At 62.8% G+C, this 25527-nt stretch carries 23 protein-coding genes; 9 read left to right on the top strand and 14 right to left on the bottom strand.

The genetic code is table 11. The features are described from left to right. Positions 1-41 precede the first annotated feature (41 nt). A complete protein-coding gene (locus tag OIS53_RS09580; protein WP_264682179.1) occupies positions 42-2153 on the top strand; it encodes a M13 family metallopeptidase in 2112 nt (703 codons plus the stop codon). 130 nt (positions 2154-2283) lie between these two features. Then, positions 2284-2637 carry a hypothetical protein gene (locus OIS53_RS09575; protein WP_264682178.1) on the top strand — a complete coding sequence of 118 codons (354 nt, stop codon included), beginning with the start codon at positions 2284-2286 and terminating at the stop codon, positions 2635-2637. A 112-nt stretch (positions 2638-2749) separates the two neighbouring features. Here OIS53_RS09575 and OIS53_RS09570 read toward each other — a convergent pair whose 3' ends face one another. The 3 genes from OIS53_RS09570 to OIS53_RS09560 form a co-directional block, all read right to left on the bottom strand. Further along, positions 2750-3502, bottom strand: a complete 753-nt coding sequence (locus tag OIS53_RS09570; RefSeq protein ID WP_264682177.1) for a peptidylprolyl isomerase — start codon at positions 3500-3502, stop codon at positions 2750-2752. Between the two features lie 236 nt (positions 3503-3738). Beyond that, positions 3739-4644: a manganese catalase family protein gene (locus OIS53_RS09565; protein ID WP_264682176.1), complete on the bottom strand. Its 906-nt coding sequence runs from the start codon at positions 4642-4644 to the stop codon at positions 3739-3741. 359 nt (positions 4645-5003) lie between these two features. Then, positions 5004-6275, bottom strand: a complete 1272-nt coding sequence (locus tag OIS53_RS09560; RefSeq protein ID WP_264682175.1) for a zinc dependent phospholipase C family protein — start codon at positions 6273-6275, stop codon at positions 5004-5006. A 473-nt stretch (positions 6276-6748) separates the two neighbouring features. Between OIS53_RS09560 and OIS53_RS09555 the strand changes: the two genes are divergently transcribed. Then, the gene (locus OIS53_RS09555) at positions 6749-7780 is read left to right on the top strand and encodes a hypothetical protein (protein ID WP_264682174.1); all 1032 of its coding nucleotides are present in this window, start codon (positions 6749-6751) and stop codon (positions 7778-7780) included. Positions 7781-8047: 267 nt separating this feature from the next. Here OIS53_RS09555 and OIS53_RS09550 read toward each other — a convergent pair whose 3' ends face one another. From OIS53_RS09550 to OIS53_RS09535, 4 genes are all read right to left on the bottom strand, one after another. Then, the gene (locus tag OIS53_RS09550; RefSeq protein ID WP_264682173.1) at positions 8048-8551 is read right to left on the bottom strand and encodes a CinA family protein; all 504 of its coding nucleotides are present in this window, start codon (positions 8549-8551) and stop codon (positions 8048-8050) included. A gap of 95 nt (positions 8552-8646) precedes the next feature. Beyond that, positions 8647-9315 (bottom strand): hypothetical protein, encoded by a 669-nt coding sequence (locus tag OIS53_RS09545; protein ID WP_264682172.1) that lies wholly within the window; start codon positions 9313-9315, stop codon positions 8647-8649. A gap of 123 nt (positions 9316-9438) precedes the next feature. Continuing rightward, a complete protein-coding gene (locus tag OIS53_RS09540) occupies positions 9439-10695 on the bottom strand; it encodes an APC family permease (protein WP_264682171.1) in 1257 nt (418 codons plus the stop codon). 188 nt (positions 10696-10883) lie between these two features. Beyond that, on the bottom strand, positions 10884-12182 hold the full coding sequence (locus OIS53_RS09535) for an amidohydrolase family protein (RefSeq protein WP_264682170.1): 1299 nt from the start codon (positions 12180-12182) through the stop codon (positions 10884-10886). 164 nt (positions 12183-12346) lie between these two features. On the opposite strand from OIS53_RS09535, the gene OIS53_RS09530 reads away from it, so the two are divergent. Beyond that, positions 12347-12607 carry an acyl-CoA-binding protein gene (locus tag OIS53_RS09530; RefSeq protein ID WP_264682169.1) on the top strand — a complete coding sequence of 87 codons (261 nt, stop codon included), beginning with the start codon at positions 12347-12349 and terminating at the stop codon, positions 12605-12607. A 272-nt stretch (positions 12608-12879) separates the two neighbouring features. Here OIS53_RS09530 and OIS53_RS09525 read toward each other — a convergent pair whose 3' ends face one another. After that, positions 12880-13170 carry a CDGSH iron-sulfur domain-containing protein gene (locus OIS53_RS09525; RefSeq protein WP_264682168.1) on the bottom strand — a complete coding sequence of 97 codons (291 nt, stop codon included), beginning with the start codon at positions 13168-13170 and terminating at the stop codon, positions 12880-12882. Between the two features lie 238 nt (positions 13171-13408). Continuing rightward, positions 13409-13933: a GNAT family N-acetyltransferase gene (locus OIS53_RS09520; protein ID WP_264682167.1), complete on the bottom strand. Its 525-nt coding sequence runs from the start codon at positions 13931-13933 to the stop codon at positions 13409-13411. A gap of 140 nt (positions 13934-14073) precedes the next feature. Here OIS53_RS09520 and OIS53_RS09515 point away from each other — a divergent pair, with 140 nt between their 5' ends. Beyond that, positions 14074-14727 carry a DUF6565 domain-containing protein gene (locus OIS53_RS09515; RefSeq protein ID WP_264682166.1) on the top strand — a complete coding sequence of 218 codons (654 nt, stop codon included), beginning with the start codon at positions 14074-14076 and terminating at the stop codon, positions 14725-14727. Between the two features lie 114 nt (positions 14728-14841). Here OIS53_RS09515 and OIS53_RS09510 read toward each other — a convergent pair whose 3' ends face one another. Beyond that, on the bottom strand, positions 14842-15312 hold the full coding sequence (locus OIS53_RS09510) for a hypothetical protein (RefSeq protein WP_264682165.1): 471 nt from the start codon (positions 15310-15312) through the stop codon (positions 14842-14844). Between the two features lie 146 nt (positions 15313-15458). On the opposite strand from OIS53_RS09510, the gene OIS53_RS09505 reads away from it, so the two are divergent. Next, positions 15459-16082 carry a deoxynucleoside kinase gene (locus tag OIS53_RS09505; RefSeq protein WP_264682164.1) on the top strand — a complete coding sequence of 208 codons (624 nt, stop codon included), beginning with the start codon at positions 15459-15461 and terminating at the stop codon, positions 16080-16082. Between the two features lie 189 nt (positions 16083-16271). On the opposite strand, the gene OIS53_RS09500 is transcribed toward OIS53_RS09505, so the two are convergent. From OIS53_RS09500 to OIS53_RS09490, 3 genes are all read right to left on the bottom strand, one after another. After that, positions 16272-16949 carry a DUF2461 domain-containing protein gene (locus OIS53_RS09500; RefSeq protein WP_264682163.1) on the bottom strand — a complete coding sequence of 226 codons (678 nt, stop codon included), beginning with the start codon at positions 16947-16949 and terminating at the stop codon, positions 16272-16274. Between the two features lie 109 nt (positions 16950-17058). Continuing rightward, complete coding sequence (locus tag OIS53_RS09495) at positions 17059-17859, bottom strand: DUF547 domain-containing protein (protein ID WP_264682162.1); 801 nt, start codon at positions 17857-17859, stop codon at positions 17059-17061. 250 nt (positions 17860-18109) lie between these two features. Continuing rightward, on the bottom strand, positions 18110-18937 hold the full coding sequence (locus OIS53_RS09490; protein WP_264682161.1) for an MOSC domain-containing protein: 828 nt from the start codon (positions 18935-18937) through the stop codon (positions 18110-18112). 242 nt (positions 18938-19179) lie between these two features. On the opposite strand from OIS53_RS09490, the gene OIS53_RS09485 reads away from it, so the two are divergent. Then, entirely contained in the window at positions 19180-19545 is a 366-nt protein-coding gene (locus OIS53_RS09485; protein WP_264682160.1) for a DUF805 domain-containing protein, read from the top strand. 141 nt (positions 19546-19686) lie between these two features. On the opposite strand, the gene OIS53_RS09480 is transcribed toward OIS53_RS09485, so the two are convergent. After that, a complete protein-coding gene (locus tag OIS53_RS09480) occupies positions 19687-21324 on the bottom strand; it encodes a S8 family peptidase (protein WP_264682159.1) in 1638 nt (545 codons plus the stop codon). A gap of 391 nt (positions 21325-21715) precedes the next feature. Between OIS53_RS09480 and OIS53_RS09475 the strand changes: the two genes are divergently transcribed. Beyond that, on the top strand, positions 21716-24358 hold the full coding sequence (locus OIS53_RS09475) for a PIG-L family deacetylase (RefSeq protein WP_264682158.1): 2643 nt from the start codon (positions 21716-21718) through the stop codon (positions 24356-24358). Positions 24359-24630: 272 nt separating this feature from the next. Then, on the top strand, positions 24631-25338 hold the full coding sequence (locus OIS53_RS09470; protein WP_264682157.1) for a phosphatase PAP2 family protein: 708 nt from the start codon (positions 24631-24633) through the stop codon (positions 25336-25338). Positions 25339-25527 lie beyond the last annotated feature (189 nt).

Here is a 25527-nt window from a genome sequence, read left to right as displayed (position 1 = left end):
CTTGTTTCAGACATTCGCTAACCCACCCTTTTCCTTACATTATGAAAAAACGCAACCACTTGACGTTGCTGGCGGTAGCAGCTACGGGCTTGGCCCTGGCTGGCTGTGCCAGCAGCACCCCGGCTACCACGGCGGCCAGTACCACCACGGCCCCCGCCGCCACTCCGGCCCCGGCCGCCGACCCTAAGGGCGTGGGGCTGAACGTAGCCAACGTTGACCTGTCCGTTAATCCGTGCGACGACTTTTTTCACTATGCCAGCGGCAACTGGCTGAAGAACAACCCCGTGCCGGCCGCCGAGGTGCGTTGGGGCTCGTTCAACGAGCTGGGCGACAAGAACAACGCCGTAATGCGGCAGATTCTGGACGAAGCCGCCGCCAACACCTCGGCTGCCAAAGGCTCCAACCTGCAAAAGGTGGGCGACTTCTACGCCTCGGCCATGGACTCGGCGGCCATTGAGGCGGCGGGCCTGAAGTACGTGAAGCCGTATCTGGACCGGATTGCGGCGGCCAAAACCCTGGCCGACCTGCAGCGTCTGCAATTCGACCCCAAAGCCCACACCGGCGGCTCCTGGTTTGGCATGTACGTGGGCCAGGACGATAAGAAGAGCGACGAATACGCCGTGCAGATGTTCCAGGGCGGCCTGAGCCTGCCCGACCGGGACTACTACCTCAAGGACGACCCGCGCTCCAAAGCCATCCGGGCAGCCTACCAAACCTACCTGGTGAACACCTTCAAGCTGCTCGGCGACTCGGAGGCCGCGGCCCAGAAGAACGCCGCCACGGTGCTGCGCCTGGAAACCCGCCTGGCCAAAGCCAGCCGTACCCGCGTGGCCTTGCGCGACCCCAACGCCAACTACAACAAGATTACCGTGGCTCAGCTGGGTAAGAACTACCCCAACCTTGGCTTGCCGCAAGGGCTGAAGCAGGCCGGGCTGGGCCAGGCTACCACCGTTATTGTGGGCCAGCCGGAGTTCCTGAAGGAAGTGAACACCATGTTCAAGACGGAGCCCCTGGCCGACCAGAAAACCTATCTGCGCTGGCACACAGTGTCGTCGGTGACGCAGGCCCTGCCCAAGGCGTTCGGCGACGAGGCCTTTCGCTTCTCGCAGGTACTGACCGGTGCCAAAAAGCAGCAGCCCCGCTGGAAGCGCATGCTGCGCTCGACGGACGCGGCCCTGGGCGAGGCCTTCGGGCAGGTGTACGTGGAAAAAGCCTTCACGCCCGAGGCTAAGCAGAAGGCCCTGGAGATGGTGGCCAACATCAAGGAGGCTATGGGCGAGCATATCCAGCAACTCGACTGGATGAGCGACGCCACCAAGCAGGAGGCCATGAAGAAGCTGAACGCCTTCACGGTAAAAATAGGCTACCCCGACAAGTGGAAAGACTACTCGGCCTTGCAGATTTCGCGGGAGTCCTACCTGAAAAACGTGCTGGCCGCCCGCGAATGGGCGTATCGTGACAATATCAGCAAGCTGGGCAAGCCGATTGACCGGCAGGAGTGGGGCATGACCCCGCCCACGGTGAATGCCTACTACAACCCCAGCATGAACGAAATCGTGTTTCCGGCCGGCATCATGCAGCCCCCCTTCTTCGACCCCAAGGCCGACGACGCGGTAAACTACGGCGGCATGGGCGCCGTCATCGGCCACGAAATCACCCATGGCTTCGACGACCAGGGCCGGCAGTACGACGCCCAGGGCAACCTGCGCGACTGGTGGACCAAGGAAGACGCTCAGAAGTTTGAGCAGCGGGCCGACATGGTGGGCAAGCAATACTCGGCCTTTTCGCCCCTGGACTCGGTGTACGTGAACGGCAAGCTGACCATGGGCGAAAACCTGGCCGACCTCGGTGGCCTGAGCATTGCCTACTCGGCCCTGCAAAAGCAGCTGCAAAAGAAATACGGCGCGGCTCCGCGCCCCAAGTACGATGGTTTCACGCCGGAGCAGCGCTTCTTCCTGGCCTGGGCCCAGATTTGGCGCACTAACGCCCGCCCCGAGTATCTGCGCCAGCAAGTCCTGACCGACCCGCACTCCCCGGCCCAGTACCGCACCAGCGGCCCCCTGATGAACATGCCCCAGTTCTACGAAGCCTTCGGCTGCAAGGAAGACGCCAAAATGGTGCGCGCCCAGGCCGACCGCGCCAAAGTGTGGTAGACTTGGTGCTCGAATACTTCTCCAGCTATAGGCGCAGCTACAGCGGCCCGCAGATTCTGCGGGCCGCTTTTTTGTGGGCGGTTGGGGCCGGCGGGTGCTTCTGCCACCCCGGCTTGCGTACCTTGCCCGCATGAAAAAGACCTTGTGCCTGGCCCTACTGCTGGCCGGCTGTTCCCGCGCCGAGAATCTCGAAGAACAAGTAGCCAACCCGCAAGTGGGCGACGTGTACGTGGTGCGTTTCCGCCCCCAGGACGATACCACCGCCACGCGCTACTTCTTCTACCACCTGTTCCGCGTCACGCCCGACAGTGCCTACCTGCACCCGGCCAGTAAGGAAGCCCCGTCCGCCGACGCCGACCTCACCCAACCCGACTTCCGGCCCAGCGCCGTGACCATTGGCTACACCCGCGCCGAGCTGCGCGAGCTGCTTCAGCTCCAGCCCGGCGACAGGCTCAAAACCCAGCTGGTGCAAATACGGCGGTAGGGGCGCGTCGCACGCGCCCGTCGGTAGGGCAAGTGCTCTGGCCCGAATGGAGTGCTAAGCAGCTTCAAGTGCAGCTACACTACACAGCCTGGCCGGCGCGTGCAACGCGCCCCTACAATACTTTCACCTTGATGTCCACGTCCTTTTTCGGCCACTTGTCAGTATCCACGGGCTCAGCGGCAATTTTGTCGATGACGTCGAGGCCTTCGACCACCTCGCCGAACACCGTGTACTGGCCGTCGAGGCTGGGGGTGCCGCCTATGGTGGCGTAGGCTTGGAGCTGCTCCGGAGTGAGCTTGCGGCCGGCGGCGGCCTGGGCCTGGGCGGGCGTCAGCTTCTGCCCCTGCACGATGTAGAAGTCGTTGTTGGAGGACAGCTTGCCGGGGTTTTCTTTGCCGTCGTAGCGGGCCATGCCCACGGCCCCGCGCTTGTGGAAGTGCTGGGGCCGGATTTCGGGCGGCAGGCGGTACTCCCGGATGCGAATGGTGCGGTGGTCGGAGGTGCCGCCCTGAATGGCAAAGCCGTTCACCACGCGGTTGAACACAGTTTCGTTAAACACCCCTTTGCGGCTGAGCAGCAGGAAGTTGGCCGTGTGGATGGGCGTGTCGTCGTAGAGGCGGATGCGCATGTTGCCGTGCCGGGTCTGGAGCAGCACCTCCCGGGCCGGGTGCTGCTGCCAGTAGGCCGTGAGCAGGGCCGCGGCGTTGGAGTCGGTAAGGGCCGTAAGGTCGGGGCCGGGCACCTGCGGCGTCCCCGCCGGAGCGTCCGGCTTTTCGGCCGCGGGCGGCGACTGATTGCAGGCCGGCAGCGCAGCCACCGATACGGCCAGGAGCAGGGAAGTACGCAGCAAGACAGAGCCAGCCATACCAGAGCGTGTAAGCGTGGAATGAATCTTCAACGGGCCGAAGCTACGCAGAACTGGCACTCGGCACCAGACACTGCGCGTGTGGATGACGAGAGGATTAAAAAATTGTAATCCGTTTTTGGTAGCTGACACGTGGGACTTCTACCACGCTGCCAAAAAAACACCCAACCCGCCCGCCACTAGTGCGGCTGACGAGTTGGGTGTCTACGGGTTGTAGCTGCCGCAGCAGATAGAACTTACAGCTTCACGCCCATCTTTTTGGCTATGTCCTTGAACATTTCGGGGTCGTAGTCGTCGGCGCCGGGCGAGCTGAGCTGGGGCTCCTCATCCAGCTCGGGGTAAGGCACGCCCATCAGGCCGCCTTGCAGCACTTGCAGGGGCTGACCATCTTCGGGGTGCTGGCCGTTCCAGATTTGACCTACCTGCCCGTAGTCGTCGGGGCTGAAGGTGTAGAGCTTGAGGTGCAGCTTCTGCTGGTCCTGGAGCTTCTTGGCTTCCGGGAAGGCGTCGTTGCTCAGGTCGGGTACGGGCACCAGCTTGCTTACTTCCACCCCGGTCAGTTTCTCCAGGGCTTTGGCATAAGCCACCACGTGCAGGCCGCCGCGTACCAGCAGGTAGCCTATCATGGTGCGGGCGCAGGGGTCCGTCACCATCTCGTACACCCGCATCTTGTTGGCGCGGGCCCCGCACTCCAAAAAGAAGTTGTGCAAGAGGTCCAGCTTCAGGTTGCCGCTGGCGTGCACGTACTGCCCGGTCCAGGGGTTGCCCATCGAGTCGAAGGGCACGGCTGCCTGGGCGCTGCTCAGGAAGTGGTAAGAGTTGCGGGCGTCGGCCATTTCCTTGAGCGGACCGGGCACCGGGTCTTTGCCGCGGGGCGTCTGGCCATTGAGCAGCAGGTTGATGGCGTAGCTTACGGCCTCGATGTGGCTGTACTCTTCGGCCGCAATGCTACAGGTCAGGTCGTAGAAGGGCCGCAGGCGGTTGCGGCCGCGGAAATTGAACGACTGGAACGTGTAGTTCATCAGCGTCGACATCTCGCCGTACTTACCGCCGAGCAGTTCCTGCACCGCCGCCGCGTCATTGGGCGACGGATTTTTGGGTTTGGGCAGCTCTACGGCCAGCCGGTCATAGCGTAGGATCATAGCGTGAGTGAGTTGGTTGAAAAAAAGAGCACGAAGCCAGTAAGCTCAGGTAGCAGTACGGCTGGCACCCACGGGCAGCGGTACAGAATTCGGGCTTTTGTCTGATTATATAGCTCTGATTTACAGTGTATTATACCTATTAACGATGGTAGGTTTACTTTAGCTCAACCGTGGTTTTTTCTGCATCTGGCTGGCTGCACGGCAGTTAGCGGCAAAGCTCATCCGGCATAAACCAGCAAGGGCCTGCCAGCTGGCAAGCCCTTGTGGGTGCGTGGAGGCCCGAGAAATACTCGCGCAAAAGAAAAGATGCAGCCGTTTTGGCGCTTTCGTCGCTCCGCTGCCGTCTTCCGATGTGGCCCTTACCAGCCGGAGCCAGCCGGGGTATCCCAGCCGTCGGCGGCTGGCTTTTTCTTTTTGGCGGGTTTGTCGGCGGCTTTGGTTTTGGCTTTTTGGGCGGGGCCGTCGGCGGGCTTGGCTTTCACCTTCACTTTCTCGGTGCCCGCGGGCGGGGTGGGGGCGCCGGGCACGGGCGGGGCTCCCGCGGCCGGCGCGGCGGCCGGCGTAGCCGCCGGAGCGGCAGCTTCCTCGGTGGGAGGGGGCGGCATGTCCTTGGCCGCATTGATGAGGTCGGGCCGCTCCCGGGCTTTTTCCTTTTTCAGCGCCGCCAGGATCTGCTGGGAAACCAGCTGGTTGTCTTTCCAAGCTTTCAGCTCCTCATCCAGCTTTTCATTTTCCTCCTTGGTGGGTTTCTTGGCGAGCAGGCCGTTAAGGTCGGGGCTGCCGGCGTCTTTCCAGGCCGTCAGCCACAGGGAGCCGACCAGCGTGGGAGCCAGCCGCAGCCGGAAGGCTATCATGCCGCCCACCTGCTTTTCGTGGTAGGCATCGGCAAAAGCATCGGAGTAGGCGCGGCGGGTTTTGCCGTATTTATGGCTGAAAACGTATTTGGTTTCGGGCGTGAACTTGCGGGTAACTTGCTCTTCAAAGTCAAAGGTGGCCCCCAGGAAGCCGTACGACTCCTGCACCACTTGCCAAATGGCCGACAACGGGTCTTTCACGTACTTGGCCGGCTCGTTGTCGAGCTTATACTCGGCAATGTGGCGCTCGGGCAGTTTATGCTCCCACAGGGTCTGAATGCCTTCCTGCTTGGTTAGCTGCCCGTCGTAGTTGATGGTGGTATGCAGCGGGGCATACGCATCCCCGACGTAGTGGCTCAGGTCGGCAGAGAGGCGCACAATGGCGGCCGTGTCGCGCTGGCGGAAGGCTTCCGTCAGCTTTTCCTTCACGCCCAGGATGGCCCAGGGCATGGTGCCGTACTTCTGCAAGGTGTCGGCGGTGTACTTGGCCGTGGCCTTGTCCCAGCTTTTGGGCATGAGCCCAAACGGGTCGTCGCCGTAGTGGTCCATGTAAATAAAGTGCTTGCTGGCCTCCGTGGGCTCGGCGTCGCGGCGCTCATCGGCGGCAGTGCTCAGGTGTACCAGCTCCGGCATATGGCGGTAGTAGAAGCCGCGCATGGGAGCCGGCAGCGAGTACACGGCCAGCTGCGTGATGGTGCGGTGCGCAAAAAAGCCCCAGCCCGGCGACAATACCGGACACAAGAGAAGTAGAAAGCTCGTGAGCAGCAGTTTTTTCATAGCGCGGCGCAAAGTAAAAGATGTAGCTCCGCGAAGTTAGACGTTTTAAAGAATGAGCGACAAGATGATTGATGAGCTGGCGACAAACTGGCGGCCGACTTCCCGTCTGTGGCGAGGCGTCAGCCCGCCAGTGGCTGGGGCCAGTTTCCCGGCTGGCAGCCGCTGAAGGCGGTTATCGGCCGTAGAAGCCACGTGAGGCAGTTGCCTGCGCTAGAAGACTGTAACGCAAAGTTGTACTTCGCGACGCGTTAGCGCGTTACCACACGATTTTGTTCTAACACGTCGCGAAGTACAACTTCGCGTTACATCTTTCTGGCCCACTACCAGGATATACGGCGCAGTGCCTGCTGACTGCCTTCGGTGACTATCAGTCGGAAAACTGACCCCATCCACCGGCGGGCCGACGCCTCGCCATAGGCCAGAAGTCGGCCGCCAGTTTCATCGTCCCATCACTTCATCACCACCATCGCCCTTTGACTGCCATTTCCAAGAAGAAAATCAGCTACGCCATTACGAGGCCGCTGCGCGAGTACCTGCACCGCTACGACCGGGAAACCAGCCTGCCTGTAACCTACGCCGACCTGACGCGCATCTCCGGGGCGTTTCCGCTGCTCGACCGCCAGGGGCGCGATACCCTGTGGGAAACTGTGTTCTACGAGCCCCACATGCTGCGTGAGCTGAGCGAGGGCCTGGCCCAGGTGTATGCCCTGCTGAAAACGGCCGGCGACCTGTCGTTTACCGACCACCTGCTGGCCGACCGTATCGACTACTGCCGCTTCGGCAACTCCAACCCGTTTCGGGTGCGCATCGTCAACCAGCTCAACGACAACTACGACTACTTCTACGTGAAGCGAGCCGATGCCTCCCGCGTGTACGGCCTGGAGCTGGAACACGTATTATCGCCCAACTCCATGAACTACCTAGTAAGCGGCGATACGCTGATTGAGGAGCACATTGCCGGCATCCCCGGCGACGACTTTATCCGCCAGCATCTGCCGCGGCCCCACCTCAACCAGGTGCGCATCGCCAAGGAGTTTGTCAAGTTCAACGAGCGGTGCTTTGCCCGCCTGCTCGGCGACATGCGGGCCTACAACTACGTGGTCGACATCACCCCCGACTTCGAGGACGAGCAGTACCGCGTGCGGGCCATCGACTTCGACCAGCAGTGCTACGAGGGCAAGAAAACCATGTACCTGCCGCAGTTTTTCAAGGACAACCGACCCGTGGTGCAGCTGTGCAGCCAGCTACTCACCGCCGACTCCATCCGGCAGTACCAGGCCGAGGAACGTACCCTGATGGCCCGCCGGGCCCGCTCCGAGCGGTACCGCCTCAAAGACCTCATCGACTGCCTGCGCCAGGATGAGGTGTCGCCGCCCGCCAAAGTGGAGCAGCTGAAAGTCGAGCTAAACCGCCACCACGCCACCCAGCAGTTCACCTCCTGCCGCACCATGGGCGACGTAGTTCGGCTCAACCTCAAGCTCATGCTGGTGAGGAGGGGAAAATGAGCGAATGAGTGGATGAGTAAGTGAGTAAATGAGTGAAGGTAGATGTGTAGCCCCAGCGGGGCGGCATATCGGTAGCAAAGGTTAAAGCAGAAGAACCACTAAGCCCCAGCGGGGCGACACCCACAACGCGTAGGTGTCGCCCCGCTGGGGCTTTGAACATGCATTAGATGCTAATTTCTACCGATGTGCCGCCCCGCTGGGGCTACTATTCTCCTGTCTCACTTCTCACTTCTCGCTTCTCACCTCTATCTTCTCACTTCTAAAAACTCACTCCCCCGGCGCGTCTTGGTGGCGGTTCAGCAGCTCTTGCAGCTTTTGGTAGATAAACTCGGTGGCTTGCTCGCGCACCCGGTCGCCGGTGCCTTCAAACTGCTGGCGGTACTCGTGGGCCTGGCCCTGGAAGAGGATGGAAACGAAAACGGTGCCCACGGGCTTGTCGGGCGTAACCGACTCGCCGGGGCCGCAGAGGCCGGTTACGGCCACGCACACATCGGCGTGGGGCAGCTGGCGGTGCAGGCCCTGGGCCATTTCGTTGGTGGTCTGCTGGCTTTCGGCCGAGTAGGTGGTAAGCGTGGACTTCTTCACGCCTAGCAGCTGCTGCTTGGCCTCAGGGTGGTAGGTTACGACGGAGCCCAGCAGCACATTGCTGACGCCCTCGGCCGGCGCCAGCTGGGAGGCAACCATGCCGCAGGTGCAGCTTTCGGCCAGGGCCAGGGTAAGCTTATGCTTGATAAATTCTTTGACCAGAGTAGCCGGAACGTCTTTTTTCATAGGTACGGAAGGAAAATTCAGAACGAAAGCCTTCCATACGCAAACCAGGCCGGGCAGGGATACAACACCCCGCCCGCCCTGGCCCCGGCCACTGCCTAGCGCGGACTCAGCGCAATGGCCATGCCCAGCGAAACTTCGAGGCCGCCCGGCCCGATGATGCGCATCAGCTGCCGCATGCGTGGTGAAGGGGTAGAGCCGGGCGCGGCGTAGGTGGCTGGGTCGCCGGAAAGCCGCACACCGTAGCCCAGCGTGCCCAGCAGGCCCACCCGCCCCGGCTGCCAGCGCAGCCCGGAGCGCAGGTGCAGCACCCCACTGGGCGGCTGCACGTAGGTAACGGTTTCCTCCGTAGGCAGGCCTTCGTCGAGCGTGAGCGTCACCTCATCGACGCGGCCGGTGCGGGCCAGGTTCAGGCCGAAGTAGGGCGAGAGTTTGTGCAGCGGCGCCAGGTAGTGCCGCACCCCGATGCCTATTTTGCCGCCCACCCCGATGCCCAGGCCAGCCGTAACGTCGGTGCCGGGGCCCACCAGGTAGGCGTAGCTGATACCCCAGCCGTAAGGAGCGCCCCAGCCCAGGTCGATGCCCAGCGTGGAGCGGGAGTACAGGCTGGTGCGCTCCGGCGCGAAGACCGGAGTAGGAGCCGCCGGGGCCGGACGGGTGGCGGGCCCTGGCAGATTGCCGGGCTGAGGAGTGCTGGGCAGCTCGTTTTGAGCCGCCACCTGCCCAGCCAGGAGCAGGCCGGCGGCAAGGATAGAGTAACGAAGCATAGAGAAGCGCGTGAAAAGCTAGGAATTGAGGGCGAATCTATAGAAAGACCTACCTATATCATATACCTGTTTCCAGGTAGTGAGCAGCCACCGGCGGCGCAGGCCACTGGCAGGTGCCGCCGGCTACGCCGCCTCACGCCCCCGCCGCACCCAGCGGTAGGCGGGGTAGCTGACCAGCACCAGCAGCCCGGCCCACCAGCTGCTACCCGGATCGGCCAGGATGTTGGCCCCGAGAAACGCCCCGGCTCCCGCCAGTACCACCCCCGTCGTGACCGGGTAGCCCCAGGCCCGGAAGGGGCGCGGCAGGTGCGGCTCCCGGCGGCGCAGCACCAGCACCGCCGCAAAACCCGTGGCGTAGTAGGCCACAAACAGGATGCTGGTAATGGCCAGCAGCTGCTCGGCCGTGCCGCTGAGCACCAAAACGGCCGTAACCACCACCGCCACGGCCAGCGCCGGCCGGGGCGTGCCCGCCGCCGACACCCGCGCCAGGCGTGGGCTGAGCAGGCCGTCCCGGCTCAGGGCAAACAGCACCCGCGTGGCCATCAGCAGCACCGAGTTCAGCACTCCGCCCAGGGCGCACAAGGCCAGCCCCAGCACGGCCACCCGGCCCGCGGGCCCGGCCAGCCGGGCTGCTACGTCGGCCAGGGGCAGGGGCGAGGCCGTGAGCTGCCCGAACGACAGCACCCGCAGCAGCTCGGCGTTTAGGGCCAGGTAGGTGAGCAGAATCAGTCCCACGCCGAGCAGCAAGGACCGGGGCAAGTCACGGGCGGGGTCGTAGTCTTCCTCGGCGAAGTAGATGGCGGCGTACCACCCGTCGTAGGCAAACACCACGGCCTGAAAGGCGGCTACCACCGCGGCGGCCGTGGGCGCGTCGGAGGTGGGCGGCTGGGCCGCTGCGGGAGCCGCCGGCAGCAGCAGCCAGGAGCCCACCAGCACGGCGGCCAGCACCCCGCCCATCAGCACCGACGTCAGCTCCTGGGTGCGGCTGGCGGCGCGCAGGCCCCACCACTGCACCGCCCCAAAGCCCGCTACCACCAGCAAGGCTCCCAGCTTGGGCGAGAGAGGCCAGCCCGCCGGTAGCAGCTGGTTCAGAAACTCGGCGCTGAGCAGGGCCACCAGGGCACCGGTTACGCAGCTGCTCACCCAGTCGCTCCAGCCCACCACGTAGCCCACGTACCGCCCGAAAGCCCGCTCGGCGTAACCCATCCAGCCCCCGGCCTGGGGCAGCATGGCGCCCAGCTCAGCCAGCTGCAAAGCCGCCAGTAGCGTAAACCCGCCCCCAATCAGCCAGTACCACAGCGTAAGGCTCGGCGAGCCGGCCGCGGCGGCTATTTCGGCGGGCGTCACCAGGATGCCCGTGCCCGTAGTGCCGCCCACCACAATGGCCAGGCCAAACCCGAGCCCCAGCAGGCGCAGCAGCCGGGAGCCAGAAGCACGTGAAGAAGCAGTGGGTTTGATGACGACGCGAGAAGGTGAAGGCTGATGGGTAGGTATCTGATGGCGCGGATTATGCTTCGGGCCAGCGGCTGCTTACAAGCGGATGACTATTCTTACATGTGCTACACGAGTTACTCCTGCCGGTACACCACGCCCTGCTTCATCACAAACTTCACCTGCTGCATGGCGTTGATATCCTGGGTTGGGTCGCCCTGCACGGCCACCACGTCGGCCAGCTTGCCGGGCTCCAGGGTGCCGAGGTTGGCGGTTTGGCCCAGCAGCTCGGCCGCCGCCGCGGTGGCACTGCGCAAGGCTTCCACGGCCGGCATGCCCGCCTCCACCATGTAGCGGAACTCCAGGGCATTCACGCCGTGCCGAAACACCGAGGCATCGGTACCGAAGGCAATCTTCACCCCGGCTTTGTAGGCCCGCCCAAACGTGCCCTGTAGCTTGGGCCCGATGGCCAGGGCTTTGGGCGTCACCAGGGGCGGGTAGTAGCCCGTAATCTTGGCCGAGTCGGCCACCGACTTGCCCGCCGTAATGGTGGGCACGTACCAGGTGCCGTACCGCTTCATCAGCTTCATGGTTTCGTCGTCCATCAGCGTGCCGTGCTCGATGCTGGTCACGCCCGCCCGGATGGCCCGCTTCATGCCCTCGGCCCCGTGGGCGTGGCAGGCCACCGGCAGGCCAAAATCCCGCGCCGTTTCCACCACCGCCCGTATTTCGTCTTCGGTAAACTGGGGCGCCGAGCCGTCTTTGGCCACCGACAACACCCCGCCGGTGCTGGCAATTTTGATGAGGTCGGCCCCGCGCTTGTACTGCTCGCGCACGGCCTGCCGGGCCTGGTCGGGGCCGTTGGCTACGCCGTCGGGCGGGCCGGGCATGCCCATCAGGTCGAGGCGGTAGCCATTGGTGGGGTCCATGTGGCCGCCCGTGCCCGAAATAGCCTTGCCGGCCGTAAACACGCGCGGCCCCACCACTTGCCCCCGGTTGATGGCGTTGCGCAGGGCAATGTTGACGCCCGAGCCGCCCAGGTCGCGCACCGTCGTGAAGCCGGCCAGCAGGGTTTTGCGGGCGTGTTCCAGGGCGCCAAAGGCCACGTCGGCGGGGTTCTGGGTGAATTCCTTGAGGTAGTTGTCCTTGCTGGTTTCGCCCTCCAGGTGCACGTGGCAGTCGATGAGGCCGGGCAGCACGGTGCGGTTTTTCAGGTCGACAACCTTATCCTGCGCCGCGGCCGGTGCGGTGTAGCCGCGCTCCACGGCCACGATGCGGCCGTTTTCCACCACCACGGTCATTTCAGTTTGGGCGCGGTCCTGGCGCATGTCGAGTAGGCGGCCGCAGTGCAGGTAGGTTTTCTGGGCCTGGGCGGCTGGCGCCAGCAGCAAGGCGCCCCCCAGCGCCAGGGTAATCGGCAGTACAGATTTCAGCATGGAAAAGAAGGAAAGTAGATGGAATGTCCGGCGAGAAAGCCAAGATACGAGTTCCAGAAACGCTGCATGCCGCCTATATCGGCCGCGCACCGTATCTTTTGCCGCGTAAGCTGCTTCTGCGGCAGCTTGCGTCTATCAATCTCACTTTCTCATCAGCTCCTCGCATGGCCACGCCCGAAGAATTTGAAGCCGCTGCCGCCCGCAGCAAAGAACTGCCCGCCAAACCCGACAACATGACCCTGCTCAAGCTCTACGCCCTCTACAAGCAAGGCAGCGAGGGCGACATCTCCGGCGACCGGCCCGGAGGCTTCGACTTCAAAGCCATTGCCAAGTACGACGCCTGGGCCGGCCTGCGCGGCAAATCCCAGGAAGAAGCCCGCCAGGAGTACGTAGCCTTCGTCAACGAGCTGTTTGCAAAGGCTTAGGATAAGTGTTTCGGTCGTCTGCACGGAATAGAGGCACGACCCTCGGCTGTCGCCTTCCTGCGGTTCGCGTCTTTACTCCGTGCAGACAACCTTTTCACAGACAGCTGTAAAGCACCATATCATGTAACGCGAACCATAGGAAGGCGACAGCCAAGTTCCACTTCGCGGGCCGTCTGCACCGTCAGATCTTTGCTACCGACGATGTTCTAACGCCTCGCGAAGTGGAACTTGGCCGTCGCCTTCCTATGGTTCGCGTTACAAGTTTATGCCGCCTATACGCTGCCTAGCGGCATACCGCCGGCATCCGACGGCGTGGCGGGCGGCACTGCCGGTTTCACCGGGGTGCCCGGCGCGGGCAGGTCGAAGGCGGTGGCGTCGTGCTCGAAGTGGCCTTTGTGCGAACCGTCGCAGAAGGGTTTGTTACCCGACAACCCGCAGCGGCAGATACTGATTCGTTCCCGGCCCGCCAGGCCGTAGGGCTGGCCCTGGGCATCTACCAGCTCGAAATCAGTGCCCTCCACGCGGAGCGAGCCATTACTAAGTACCGTGAGTTTGGTTGCCATTGTTGATGAGGTGAAATGGTGAGTAGTGAGGTGGTAATGTTGAGTAGTGAGTTGACCTTTGGTCATCCCGCGTCCGCGCAGCCGAAGGTCAGCGCCGCGAAGGACCTTCGGCCCAAAGACGATTGGTAGTGAAACGACAGCCGGAAAAACGCCTCGGGCTGACAGGAGAGGACTTTTGGCTAGGTTCAGGATGACAGCTGTAGTCGAACATGATCTAAGACCCCAAGCCCCTAAGGTCCTAAGTCCCTAAATTCAACTTCTTCCGCATCACGTAGTCATTCATCCAGTACGGGCCGATGGGAATGTCTTCTTCGCGGTGGCGCTGGAAGCCTTCGTGTTCGTAAAAGGCCTGGGCGGGGTTGTGGCGGTTGACGTTCAGCTCCAGCATGGTGCCACCGGTGGCGCGCACGGCGGCTTCCACGGCCCGCAGCAACAGCTGGCCCAGGCCGCGGCCCTGGTGAGAGGGCAGCACGTAGATTTTGTTGAGGTGAAACGTACCGGCCGGCTCCTTGGCCGAGTAAGATGCAAAGCCGCAGGCCTGCTCCTCGTCGTAGAGCAGCACAAAGCAGTGGCCCTGCTCGGTCATCTGCCGTTTCAGCGAGGTCGGCGTGTAGATGACGCGGTACATGTAGTCAATCTGCTCCTTGGAAAGGATAAAGCGGTAGGTGGGCTCCCAGGTAGCTTCGGCCAGTTCAACGATGGTCGGGATATCGGCAAGGCTAGCGGGCTGGACGTGGAGTGAAGGAGGAGGTGCAGTTGACATAGCTGGCAAAAACGGCATTTTTCGGCGGAAAACCGAACCTGGGCCGGTCCGCAGCAGTAGTTTGGGACGGAAATTGCCAGTCAGGGCGCACTAGGCGGCTGTTCGCCGCCGTTTCACTTGTTCCGCCCACATTCCTTCCTATGAAACACGCCTTTTTCTCAGGAGCCCTGCTCGCCGCCGGCCTGCTGCTGGCTCCCGCCACTTACGCCCAGCAGCAACCCCGGCCGACACCGGGCTCAGCCACCGCATCGGGGGTGGAGCGCGACTTGCGCATCTTCAGCGACTGGGTAAACGACAAGCTGGACCGGGCCGAGGCCAGCGCCCGGCGCGAAATGCCCAAAGTCACGGCCGAGTTTGACCGCCAGAGCCGCCGCCTCGACCGGGCCGTGGACAGCCTCACGGCGGAGTCGAAGCGCGAGTACTCTACCCAGAAGGCCCGCTACCAACGCTGGGCCACGCGCCAGGACAGCCTCGACCAAGCTGCCCGCCGCCCCGAAACTGCCCAGCAGGCCCAGCGCCGCCTGCTCAACGAGGACGTGAACATCAGCCGCGCCCGCCCCACCGAGCTGCCCGACCTGTACCTGCGCCTGCTCGAAACCATGCGCGCCGACCGGAAAAACTGGACCCAGGCCGACTGGAGTGCTGCCAGTGCCGTGCTCAGCCGCCTTAATGCCCGCTACGAGCAGGTGCGCGAGCAGCTGCCGCTGGAAGAGCGCCTGCGCATCCGCAGCCTCCAGGGCGAGTTCCGCACCCTGGAAAAAGCCCGCGACGTGAAAGACGTGATGCGCGAGTAACCCGGAGCAATAGAGCTAGGGCCAGTTTCCCTATTTGCCAGGCAGGGCAACTGGCTATTTACGTCTGATGCTGGTCGGCAACGTGGGTTACCGGTGGCCGGGCCTGGTAGCGCCTCATGCCGACGGCTTACCGAGAGACGTGGCGCCTCGGTGAGTGCGGGGCTGGGTGCGCAGCCACAACCAGGCGTCCGGCACCGTGCCAAACGCCCGAATGGGCACGTACTGGCGCATCCGCTCCAGAAAAGACAGACTGACTAGTTGGTTGTGCACATCGGGCGAAAACACGTAGGCAATAGCGCGCAGTCCTTCCTGCACGGCTTGGGGAAGCCACTCGTATTCGAGCCAGTCGATGGCGTCGCTCCAGTCGCCGGTGGCCTGGCTCTTGTCGTTGAGCAGCAGCGGCAGGCGGTACTGGGACCGGAACTTCAGCAGCTCTTGCGTGGCCGATACCACCTCGTGGCCCGTCAGGTTGCCGAACCACTGCACATACAGCACGTGATGATCGGGGGAGTAGTGGGCATCCACCACCGGGTGGCCGTGGGCATCGGTGATGGTGCCCAGGCGGTGCATAGTCAGCGGTAGCATACGGAGTTTGTTTTCAGCAGATAAGCGGAGCGGAGTAAGTAAATATAACCATACAGCTACGCCCGCGGGCCATTCGGCGAAAAGAATATTGGGTTTGGAGGCAAGCCTTACTTTTGCGGGTCGTTTTAATTTTCTGCGCTTCGCTCATGCACATTGCAATCGTCGGCAACATTGGCGCCGGCAAAACCACGCTGGCTAACAAACTGGCGCATTATTTCAACTGGGAGGTGTTTCTGGAAGATGTCGATCATAATCCGTACCTAAAGGATTTCTACGACGACATGCCGCGGTGGGCCTTCCACTTGCAAGTGTATTTTCTGAATAGCCGCTTCCGCCAAACCCAGCGAATCAAGCAGTTGCAGCAGGCCAGCAAGGGCGTAATTCAGGACCGCACCATCTACGAGGACGCGCACATCTTCGCCGCCAACCTGCACCGCTCCAGCCTGATGACTGAGCGGGACTACCAGAACTACCTGGGTTTGTTCGACTCCATGATCAGCATGGTAGACCCACCCGACCTGCTGCTTTACCTCAGAGCCGACCTGCCTAAGCTGGTGTCGCAGATTGAGAAGCGCAACCGCGACTACGAGAACAATATCAAGATTGAGTACCTCAAGCACCTGAACGAGCACTACGAAGAGTGGATCGGGCAGTACAAGCACGGCAAGCTGCTCATCGTCGATGTCAACCACCTCGATTACGTCAACAACCCCGAGGACCTGAGCGTGATTATCGACAAAATCAACAGCACCCTGTTTGGCCTGTTCTAAAACAACTGATCCTAGACCGTCCTGCTGAGCGTAGCGAAGTATCTCTACCGCTTCGTTCTCTCGTCAGAAGTAGAGATGCTTCGGCTGCGCTCAGCAGGACGGTCTAATATCGACTGCCTACCCGACTAGGACTAGGGCCGCCAGCCTCCAAAGCTGTTGGGCCTGGCTTGGCAAAGCAGGCGACGCAGCTCAGGTAGCCTCGCGCATGGCTTCGTTGAGGAAATGGACGAAGGGCCGGGCGGCGTGCCAGGCGGCCAGGACCCGCGCCGGGAAGTCGGGGCGCAGCACCTCAGCATCGGTGAAGGGCGCCCACACGAAAAACCGCTTCAGCCGCAGCCATTCGATGTCGGGGTCGTGGCGGTCGTAGCCTTTGGGGGCAGTTTTCAGCATGTCGATGCGGTCGAGGCCGGCGGGGAAGTGCTGCACGAAGTCGGGCGCCTGGCGCAGGGTGTGAAAGGCGTCGGGGCTGTAGTGGATTTCCTGGCGGATGGCAGCCAGCTGCCGCGGCTCCGGCTCCCAGCGGCCCGCCCCCACGTACGACTCGCCGCCGGGCTCCAGGGCCAGGTAATAGCCGGCCCAGGGGCTCAGGCGCCCGCCCTGCTTCAGCCCCATGCTCATGTGGCGCTTGTAGGTTTCGGGGTCGCGCTGCGAACGGTCGTTTTTGTGCAGGCGGTACATCACGTCCTGGGCACTAAGGCCCCGCAGCTCGGGGGCCAGCGAGGATTGAGCTTGGCGCAGCAGCTCGGTGGTGAGCGTGGTAAACTCGGCGCGGGCCCGCTGGTAGTCAGGCCGGTGGGCGTCCATCCACGCTTTGTTGTTGTCGGCGGCTAGGGCACGCAGGAAATCCAGAACCAGGGAAAGGTGCATACGGGTGGGGGAGGGCTGAGGCTGCGGCGCGGCGCCGGCACCAAAAGCACCGCCCCGCACCACTGCAAGCGGTACGGGGCGGCTACGGCAGAGGTTGGCGTGGGCGCGGCTAGTGCTGGCCCAGCGCCTGGGAGCGGCTCAGGCTGGTCCGGTCGTTCAGGGCCCAGCTAAACGACAGGTACTCGATACGGGCCGTGGGCAGCACCGGGGTGCGGGCGTAGCGGTTCAGAAAATCGAGCAGGTAAGCCCCCGACCCAAACTCCGTGGCGTAAGCCTCAAACAACCCCGACAACCGCACCTGGTTGGGCTGTAACTCGTTGTAGGCCGGGTCGTTGATGAAGCGGCGGGCCTGCTCGTCGAGCTGCTCGTTGAGGTGGGCTCCGTCGTAGGCCCCGGCCAGCAGGGGCGGGCACGATACGGCCGCGTACATCAGGGCAAAGTGCACCCGCGGGTCGTGGAACTGGTTGCGCAGCAGCACCTCCACTTGGTTGAGCGAGTACGCCTGCCCGCCCACGTTCAGCACCGGCGCTTCCCAGGGCGACTTCGAGCCGCCCGCGCCTTTCACGCGGATGTCGTTGATGCTGGTGACGGGGTAATGCTGCAACACGAGGTAGGTGGCGGCAGCATTGTAGGCATTAATCCAAAAGGCTTTGCTCTGGTCCGGAGTCCAGGTTTTGGGGTTGGGCTTCACCTGGCGCAGGCTGTGCAAGTAGCTGCGCACTCGGTCAACTTCTTTCCGCATGCCGCTGTAGTCGAGGCGCCCGTCGGGGGTGACGTGGCGAACGAGCACCTGGTGCCAGGGTTCGTGCAGCTGCGGCGCCGGGCTATCATCGGCGGCGCGCAAGGCGGTGGGCAGGCACCACAGCAGCAGGAAGCCGGACAGAAAAGAGAAGCGTAACAAAAAGTGCATAAGGTGGAGCGTTAGGGTGCGAGGCAGAAGCCACCGAGCGGCGGCACAACAGAAAAGCAAACCAAACGGCGGACCCGAAGCCCGCGGGCCAGCTTATACGAATTTAGGATTATCCTAGATTCGATTGATTTTTCAAATGTAGGCGGTTGAGTTTATATAAACAAAGCACAATTATGCTTTCATAAGAAAGCATAGCACACCGGGCAAGCCCGTAACGAGCCTGCCGTCCATGCGCATCCAGAAACTGCCCTCAGGCCTTGTAGCTCCGCACGCTGATACGGTCGCCGACGCGGATGTGGCCGGGGCCGCTGGCCGTGACGTGCTGCCCGAACAGGACGCTGCTCTCGTGGGTGCGGTAGCTAGCCAGGGTGCGCAGGGGCTCACCGAGGGCGTGTTTTTGGGCCGTGTGCTGGTTGATGGTGGTCAGCACGCACCGGCCACAGGCCCGCACGGCCCGGAAAGCCACGTCGCCCACCGCAAACTCGCCCCAGCTATCCTCGGCAAACGGCCCGCCGCCGCGGTACACCAGATTGGGCCGGAACCGGTCCATGCCCACGGGCTCGGCCAGCCGCCCGTTCAGCTCCTGCAAGGAGCCTTCCCCAATCAGCAGATAGGGGTAGGCATCGGCGAAGCTTACCAGCTGGCCCTCGGGGTTGAAGTCGGGCTCCACGTCGCGCCGCACCATGTCCGACATGTACACCAGCTTGCAGGACTGGCCCAGCGCTTCGCTCAGCCACTCGTCGCACTCGGGGCGGGCCCGCCAGGCAAATACCATATCGTCCCAGATGGTCACGAACACCGTTTTTTCGGGCGTGGCCTCGAAGGGCACGAACAAGGGCAGCAAATCGGGGCGCTGCTGATGGCTGAGCAGAAAGCCATTGTAGGCGGGAGCCACTTTCAGGTGGGCCATGGCTGCCGTTTTGCGCTGGGTCATGAACTGGTTTCGCTCGTTCACAATCAGCCAGCGCCGGTCGTGGCGCAGGCCCCGCAGCGTTACCTCGGCCTCCGTCAGCCGGATGCCGCCCAGGGACTTCACAGGATAGATATATAGCTCAGAGAGAAAAAGAGAATCGGCCATAAAACGAAGGTAGCAAGACCCAGGGGACCTGTGGCAGTTTAGGCCACGGTGTAGCAACGCACCCCGTGGCTCCGCCGACCGCCGGGTCACGTCGCTGCATCGTGGCCTGAGCTGGTGTAGCCAGGAATAAACGCCACCTTGAGCTTAGCGCCCGGCCAGGAGCTGGTACCCTGGCCGTACCTGGCAAGAATTTTGAATGCTGAACTCCACCGCCAACGTCGGCGGCGCTAACTCAGTGGCGGTTGATACAACTTTACTCCTTGGTACGGGGGCGGCAGGGCCGTGTAGCGTTTGCGCTGGAAATATTTCCGGTGCTGCTCCCGTTGGTACTGCTCTACGCCCTGACTCCCACGGGCCAGCTGCCGCCGGTGCTGCTGGCCTCGGGCCTGTGGCTGGTAAGCACGGCGCTGGTGGCCGGGCTAGCCGTGCGGCGCCTGCACGACATAGGCCGTAGCGGCTTCTACGCCATCCTGCTGATTACGCCGGTACTCAACTGGGCCCTACTGGTGGCGCTGCTGCTGCTGCCCAGCCGTCCCCGGGCTGTTCGGCAGCGCCGGGTTTCGACTCCTATTCAGATGCCCGTTTGGCGCGTGGCTGCTGCCGCTTAAGCTGCCTGTAGCAGGGGCGCAAGCCAGCTGGTGGTGGCTGGCTTTTCAGTAAAGAAGAAACGCATAACTCAAAAAGCTCAACGCCTCCGCTGTACAGCAGAGGCGTTGAGCTTTTTGAGTTACAAGGGAGCAAGTTGCCCCTTAGCGGCTGCCGGTGGTCTGGCTTTCCTGCTGGGCCAGCTGCACGGCGCGGTACAGGTTCACGACGCCGCCGGTCTGCGACAGGTCCGCGAAGTCCACCAGCTTGTCGGAGCCAGGCTGGCGCACGCGGGTGTGGGTGGGCGCGGCCGAAGCCAGGATGATGCGCTTGAGCTGCTCGGCCGTGAGCTGCGGAAAGTACGACTTGAGCACCGCCGCCATGCCCGACACTACCGGCGCGGCCATGCTGGTGCCGCTCATGTTGCCGAAACGGCCCTGGGGCAGGGTGGAGTAAATCTGGGAGCCGGGCGCAAACACGTCTACCTGCGTTTTGCTGTAGTTGGAAAATTCGGCCACCAGGTTCTCGTCGTTGGTGCGGGCCGAGGCACCCACGGTAATCATATTTGGAATGCGCTGCCCATTCTGGTACACCGACGCTGGATACTGCACCTGCTGGTCGAGGTTCTGCGACTCGTTGCCGGCCGAGTGCACCAGCAGCACGTTTTTGCTGGCCGCGTACCGGATGGCGTCTTCCACGGCTGCCCGCTGGGGCGAGTAGTACTTGCCGAAGCTCATGTTGATGATCTGAGCCCCCTGGTCCACGGCGTAGCGAATGGCGTTGGCCACGTCTTTGTCCCGCTCGTCGCCGTTGGGCACGGCCCGCACGGCTAGCAGCCGCACGTTACCGGCTACGCCGTCGATGCCCAGGCCGTTTTCTCGGTCGGCGCCGATGATGCCGGCCACGTGGGTGCCGTGGCCGGGGTCGGGGCCGTGGGAGTCGGGGTTACCGTAGGTGCGCTGCTGCACGTCGTCGGGGCGGTCCTGCACCACCTCGGCGCGGGGGGTATACTTAGGGTTGAGGCCGTAGTCGAGCAGGTTTTTCGTCTCCTTAATGCCGTCTTGAATTTCTTCCAGCACATCTTCCAGGGCACCGTAGCCGGCCTGGCGCAGGTTGGCGTAGAGGCCCGAGGTGGCCCGCAGCAGGGCCGGGTCCTGGGAGGGAGGGCGGCGCAGGGTGGCCGTGTCGAGGCGGGCTACGCCCAGCACCTGCCGCAGCCCTTCGGCGCCCTGGCGGGTGTCGTCGTAGGCCTGCTGCATTTCCTTGAGGCGGTCGGTGTTTTCCTTCACCTTGGCCTCGTAGCTTTTCTTCACCTTGAGGTACAAGTCGTACTCGGCGCGCTTGGCCGTCGGCACGGCAGTGCGGGTTTTGCCGGCGTACAGAGGCTGGAGGCGGGCCAGCAGGCGGGTGTCTTCCAGGGTTTCCACGTCGATGCTGCGGCCGTCGGGGCCGCCCAGGAAGTTCCAGCCGCGCACGTCGTCGGGGTAGCCGTTTCGGTCGTCGTCCTGGCCGTTGCCGGGCACCTCGCGCGGGTTGCGCCACAGCACCCGCTTCAGGTCCTGGTGGGTGCTGTCGATGCCCCCGTCGATGACAGCCACCAGCACGGGCTGGCTGGGCCGGCCGGCCAGTAGCTCCTGGTAAGCGCGGCGGGCACTGATGCCCATGGCTTTATCTTGCTCGGGGTCGAGCAGATACCATTGGGAAGAGGTGGCAGCAGGTGCGGGAGGGGAGGTAGGTTGCTGGGCCAGGGCCAGCGTGGGCAGCAGCAAGGCCAGGCCCAGGGTGCGAAGAGGAAACGACATCAAATCGAGAACAAACGCAGACAGAAAGCAGGATGTACGCAAGTTGGCGAAAAGCGGGCAAGGCTATAGCGCGAACTTCGTAGCTACCTACAGCTAAGACTAGAGCTAGGGCTAGTTCCCCTCCTTGGAAAGGAGGGGCTAGGGGTGGTTGATTACCAGTAGAACGAACATTAGAAACTAGAACCACTGCCTTTTGCGGAGAGAAGGTGAGGGTGAGGCAACTAGATCCAGAAACTCAGACGCCCATCAACCACCCCTAGCCCCTCCTTTCCAAGGAGGGGAACTAGCCCTAGCTCTAGTCTTAGCTGCTCTGCAACTTGAGGTAGCTATAATTCGCACTACACCGCTGCGCCACAGTATCTTTACCACCCTGCCTCATTTTCTGCTCCGAATGCGCCTTCGTCTGCTTCGCGCCGCTCTGCTGGCGGCTATACTCACTCATTCGCTTATTCACGCATTCACCGCCGCTGCCCAGGCGCCCAAGGTCTGGTCGTCCAGTGACATTCTGCTGGGGCTAAAAAAGCTGAACGTGCTGGGCTCGGCCCTTTACATTGCCGCCCACCCCGACGACGAAAACACCCGCCTGATTGCCTACCTCGCCAACGGCCGCCTGGTAGAAACCGGCTACCTCAGCCTCACCCGCGGCGACGGGGGCCAGAACCTCATCGGCCCGGAGCTGCGCGAGGGGCTGGGCGTGATTCGGACCCAGGAGCTGCTGGCAGCCCGCCGCATTGATGGGGGCCGGCAGTTCTTTACCCGCGCCAACGACTTCGGCTTCTCCAAAACCGCCGAGGAAACCTTCACCATCTGGGACAAGGAGCAGGTGCTGGCCGATATGGTGTGGACCATTCGGCAGCGCCGCCCCGACGTGCTCATTACTCGCTTCCCGCCCGACGCCCGCGCCGGCCACGGCCACCACACCGCCTCCTGCCTGCTGGCCATCGAGGCTTTCTCGGCGGCCGGCGACCCGAAGCGCTTTCCCGAGCAGCTGCAATACGTGCAGCCCTGGCAGCCCAAGCGCCTGTTCTGGAACACCGGCTCCTTTTTCGTGAAGCCCGGTGAGGACCTGAGCGGCTACCTCAAGCTCGACGCCGGTGGCTACAACCCGCTGCTAGGCCAGAGCTACGGCGAAATAGCCGCCCGCAGCCGCTCCCAGCACAAAAGCCAGGGCTTCGGGAGCAGCGCCCAGCGCGGCGAGGCCCTGGAGTATCTACAGCTGCTGAAAGGCGAGCCGGCCAAGACGGATTTGTTCGACGGCGTGGACCTGACCTGGAACCGGGTGCCCGGCGGTGCGGCCATTGGGAAGATGATAGACGAGGTGATTCGGAAGTACGACCCTAACGACCCGGCGGCGAGTGTGGCGGGGCTGCTAAAGGTGCGGGAGGCGCTTCAGCAAAAACCAACAGAGCCGGCGAAAACAGATTTTTGGCCAGCAGAAAAATACACTGAGGTGGAGAGCCTTATTTGGGCGTGCCGGAGCATTTATGCCGAAGTTGTTGCCTCGGAAGCTTCTGTTGTGTCAGGCCAGCCGATGCGCATGACGCTGGAAGTAACGAACAGGTCTGCTAAGCCAATAGAGATTACCGCCCTGTTGTCAATCGGCGGCCTGAATGCAGATACTATTATGAATGGCCCCCTCAAAATTGAGGTTGGCAAAGCTGCGCGAGTTAATGTGCGCGGCAACATATTTTCTTTTATCACCAGCACACAACCATATTGGTTGCGTGAGGTGGGCACCACCGGCATGTACAAGCTGCCCAATAAGTATGCAATAGGCTATCAGGGGTTCACCATTTACCCGCCATTGTCGGTTCTGCGGGTACCTGAGCTTTTTGTGGAAAAAAAGAAAACAAAGGTCCTCAACGGCAAGCAAGATGTGCCGCAACGGGAATTAATTGGCTTGCCTGAGAACCCACTCGTAGCTGAGCTTGGTATTTTTTTGAAAAGTGACGAGCTGACGCCGATTACCGTTCCCGTTCAATACAAAAGCACCGACCCAGTAGAAGGGGAGAAGTACCGCCCGCTGGCCGTGGTGCCGCCCGTGATGGTGAACATTGCCGGCCGGGCCTACGTGTTTGCCGACGCCCAGCCCAAGACCATTCCCGTGACCTTGCGGGCCGGCAAGGCAGGCGTAAAAGGCACGCTGGCCCTCACGCTGCCGGCCGGGTGGAAAGCCGAGCCAGCCAGCATTCCATTTGAGCTGGGGGCCAAAGACGCCGAGCAGACTGTGCAGTTCCGGGTGCAACCAGGGGCGGGAGCCGCCGAGGGCCGCGCCGAGCTGCGGGCCGTGGCTACGGTGGATGGGCAGGCGTATTCGCGCGGCTACCAAGCCATCGAGTACAACCATATTCCCACCCAGATTCTCTTCCCCGAAGCCGTGGCCCCGCTGGTGAAGCTGGACCTGAAGCGCCGCGGTCAGGAAATCGGCTACCTGATGGGGGCCGGCGACGAGGTGCCCGACGCCCTGCGCCAAATCGGCTACACCGTGACCCTGCTCAAGCCCGAAGACCTGACCGACCAGAACCTGCGCCGCTTCGACGCCGTGGTGCTGGGGGTAAGGGCCTATAACACCGTGGACCGCCTCAAAACCCTGCAACCCACCCTGTTACGCTACGTCGAAAACGGCGGCAACCTGGTGGTGCAGTACGTCACGAACCGCGGGGTGGTGCTGCCCGAAATCGGCCCCTACCCGTTGAAGCTGTCCTCGGACCGCGTGACGGTGGAAAATGCTCCGGTGAAACTGCTAAATCCTCAGCACCCAGTGCTGGCGGGCCCCAACCGCATCAGCACCAGGGATTTTGACGGCTGGGTGCAGGAGCAAGGCTTGTACTACCCCAGTCAGTGGGACCCGAAGTACCAGACCGTCATCAGCTCCCAGGACCCCGGCGAAACGCCCAAGGAAAGCGCCATCCTGGTGGCGCCCTACGGCAAGGGCCACTACATCTACACCGGCCTGAGCTTCTTCCGCGAGCTGCCCGCCGGCGTGCCCGGCGCCTACCGCCTGTTCACCAACCTGGTGTCGCTGGGCAAGTAACGCTGAGTTAAGCACCGCTGGCGCGAGTTTAGCGCAGCGTAACTCGTGCCGACAATAACGTGGAGGCTGGGCCTCCACTGCCGCGCCAGCGGCAAGCCGGTACCAGGCCACCAGGAGCAGGCGTCGGTCGTTCTGGCGTGGGGAGGCGCAGCCTCCTGGCATTATCGGCACGAGTTACGCTGCGCTAAACTCGCGCCAGTCTCTACTACTCTACTATCAGTTGCGTCACACGTGTCTACCTGCGCTGCTCGTGCGCCGACTTACTACAACAAATGCCCACTCGCCATTATCTACGCCTGCTGCTCCGGGCCACGCTGCTTACGTTACCTCTGCTTCTGCTGAGTATCGACGGCGTTGATGAGCCGCTGGCCCGCTTCGTGCACGAGCATGGGGCGCTGCTGAAACCGTTTTTTGCGGGCGTTATGTGGGTGTCTGAAGCGCTGCAGCAGCTGCTTTTCTACCATGGTCTGCCCGTCGGCTGGCTGGCTTTGCTGCTCTTGTTTCTGGTGCTCCGCCTGCTGCGCCGGCCGCATAGCACCGTCTGGCTTGTGACCCTGCTGACGCTGGTGGGCAGCGAAGCGGCGACGAAGCTGCTAAAACCGTATTTCAACCGGCCTCGCCCGCTGGAGGTGCTGAGCGGTATGGCACCGGACGCAGGCTTTTGGCAAACGGCCGGGCGGTTCGACGCATTTCCGTCCGGGCACACGGCCTGGGTGGCAGGACTATTGCTGCCGCTGGCGCTTCGGTTTCCGCCGGCCCGGCCGTGGCTGCTAGGTTTTGTGGGCCTGGTAGCCGCGGGCCGGGTGGCGCTGGAAATGCACTGGCTCAGCGACGTAGTAGCCGCCGTGTATGTGGCGCTGGTGTTGACCTGCGTTTTTGAAGTATTGACCGGCTGGCTGCGGCCCGCACCCCCTAGCCCCCTCTCCAGAAGAGAGGGGGAACTAGAAACTAGCTCTAATTTTAGTCCATTCCATGAATAACAGTACTCCTACAGAGCACAATAAACCATCAGGCCCCCCCCTCTCCCTTTTCGGAGAGGGAGGCCGGGGGGGTGAGGCGAACGACAGGGGGCTAGGGGGTGAGGTTCCCGACACCACCAACTGGCGCCACTGGTACTGGCTGGTGCTGGGGGCCCTGGCCGCCGAAATCGTTCTGTTTACCTACCTCAC

The sequence above is a fragment of the Hymenobacter sp. YIM 151500-1 genome (genome assembly GCF_025979885.1).
Classification (GTDB): domain Bacteria; phylum Bacteroidota; class Bacteroidia; order Cytophagales; family Hymenobacteraceae; genus Hymenobacter.
The sequence above is the reverse complement of the archived record's forward strand: the minus strand, read 5'-3'. Positions and strand labels throughout refer to the sequence as shown.

Excerpts from the sequence above, each read along its gene's own strand:
- OIS53_RS09580 (WP_264682179.1), top strand. The coding sequence starts at position 42 with ATGAAAAAACGCAACCACTTGACGTTGCTGGCGGTAGCAGCTACGGGC.
- OIS53_RS09575 (WP_264682178.1), top strand. The coding sequence starts at position 2,284 with ATGAAAAAGACCTTGTGCCTGGCCCTACTGCTGGCCGGCTGTTCCCGC.
- OIS53_RS09570 (WP_264682177.1), bottom strand. The coding sequence starts at position 3,502 with ATGGCTGGCTCTGTCTTGCTGCGTACTTCCCTGCTCCTGGCCGTATCG.
- OIS53_RS09565 (WP_264682176.1), bottom strand. The coding sequence starts at position 4,644 with ATGATCCTACGCTATGACCGGCTGGCCGTAGAGCTGCCCAAACCCAAA.
- OIS53_RS09560 (WP_264682175.1), bottom strand. The coding sequence starts at position 6,275 with ATGAAAAAACTGCTGCTCACGAGCTTTCTACTTCTCTTGTGTCCGGTA.
- OIS53_RS09550 (WP_264682173.1), bottom strand. The coding sequence starts at position 8,551 with ATGAAAAAAGACGTTCCGGCTACTCTGGTCAAAGAATTTATCAAGCAT.
- OIS53_RS09545 (WP_264682172.1), bottom strand. The coding sequence starts at position 9,315 with ATGCTTCGTTACTCTATCCTTGCCGCCGGCCTGCTCCTGGCTGGGCAG.
- OIS53_RS09535 (WP_264682170.1), bottom strand. The coding sequence starts at position 12,182 with ATGCTGAAATCTGTACTGCCGATTACCCTGGCGCTGGGGGGCGCCTTG.
- OIS53_RS09530 (WP_264682169.1), top strand. The coding sequence starts at position 12,347 with ATGGCCACGCCCGAAGAATTTGAAGCCGCTGCCGCCCGCAGCAAAGAA.
- OIS53_RS09525 (WP_264682168.1), bottom strand. The coding sequence starts at position 13,170 with ATGGCAACCAAACTCACGGTACTTAGTAATGGCTCGCTCCGCGTGGAG.
- OIS53_RS09520 (WP_264682167.1), bottom strand. The coding sequence starts at position 13,933 with ATGTCAACTGCACCTCCTCCTTCACTCCACGTCCAGCCCGCTAGCCTT.
- OIS53_RS09515 (WP_264682166.1), top strand. The coding sequence starts at position 14,074 with ATGAAACACGCCTTTTTCTCAGGAGCCCTGCTCGCCGCCGGCCTGCTG.
- OIS53_RS09510 (WP_264682165.1), bottom strand. The coding sequence starts at position 15,312 with ATGCTACCGCTGACTATGCACCGCCTGGGCACCATCACCGATGCCCAC.
- OIS53_RS09505 (WP_264682164.1), top strand. The coding sequence starts at position 15,459 with ATGCACATTGCAATCGTCGGCAACATTGGCGCCGGCAAAACCACGCTG.
- OIS53_RS09500 (WP_264682163.1), bottom strand. The coding sequence starts at position 16,949 with ATGCACCTTTCCCTGGTTCTGGATTTCCTGCGTGCCCTAGCCGCCGAC.
- OIS53_RS09495 (WP_264682162.1), bottom strand. The coding sequence starts at position 17,859 with ATGCACTTTTTGTTACGCTTCTCTTTTCTGTCCGGCTTCCTGCTGCTG.
- OIS53_RS09490 (WP_264682161.1), bottom strand. The coding sequence starts at position 18,937 with ATGGCCGATTCTCTTTTTCTCTCTGAGCTATATATCTATCCTGTGAAG.
- OIS53_RS09480 (WP_264682159.1), bottom strand. The coding sequence starts at position 21,324 with ATGTCGTTTCCTCTTCGCACCCTGGGCCTGGCCTTGCTGCTGCCCACG.
- OIS53_RS09475 (WP_264682158.1), top strand. The coding sequence starts at position 21,716 with ATGCGCCTTCGTCTGCTTCGCGCCGCTCTGCTGGCGGCTATACTCACT.
- OIS53_RS09470 (WP_264682157.1), top strand. The coding sequence starts at position 24,631 with ATGCCCACTCGCCATTATCTACGCCTGCTGCTCCGGGCCACGCTGCTT.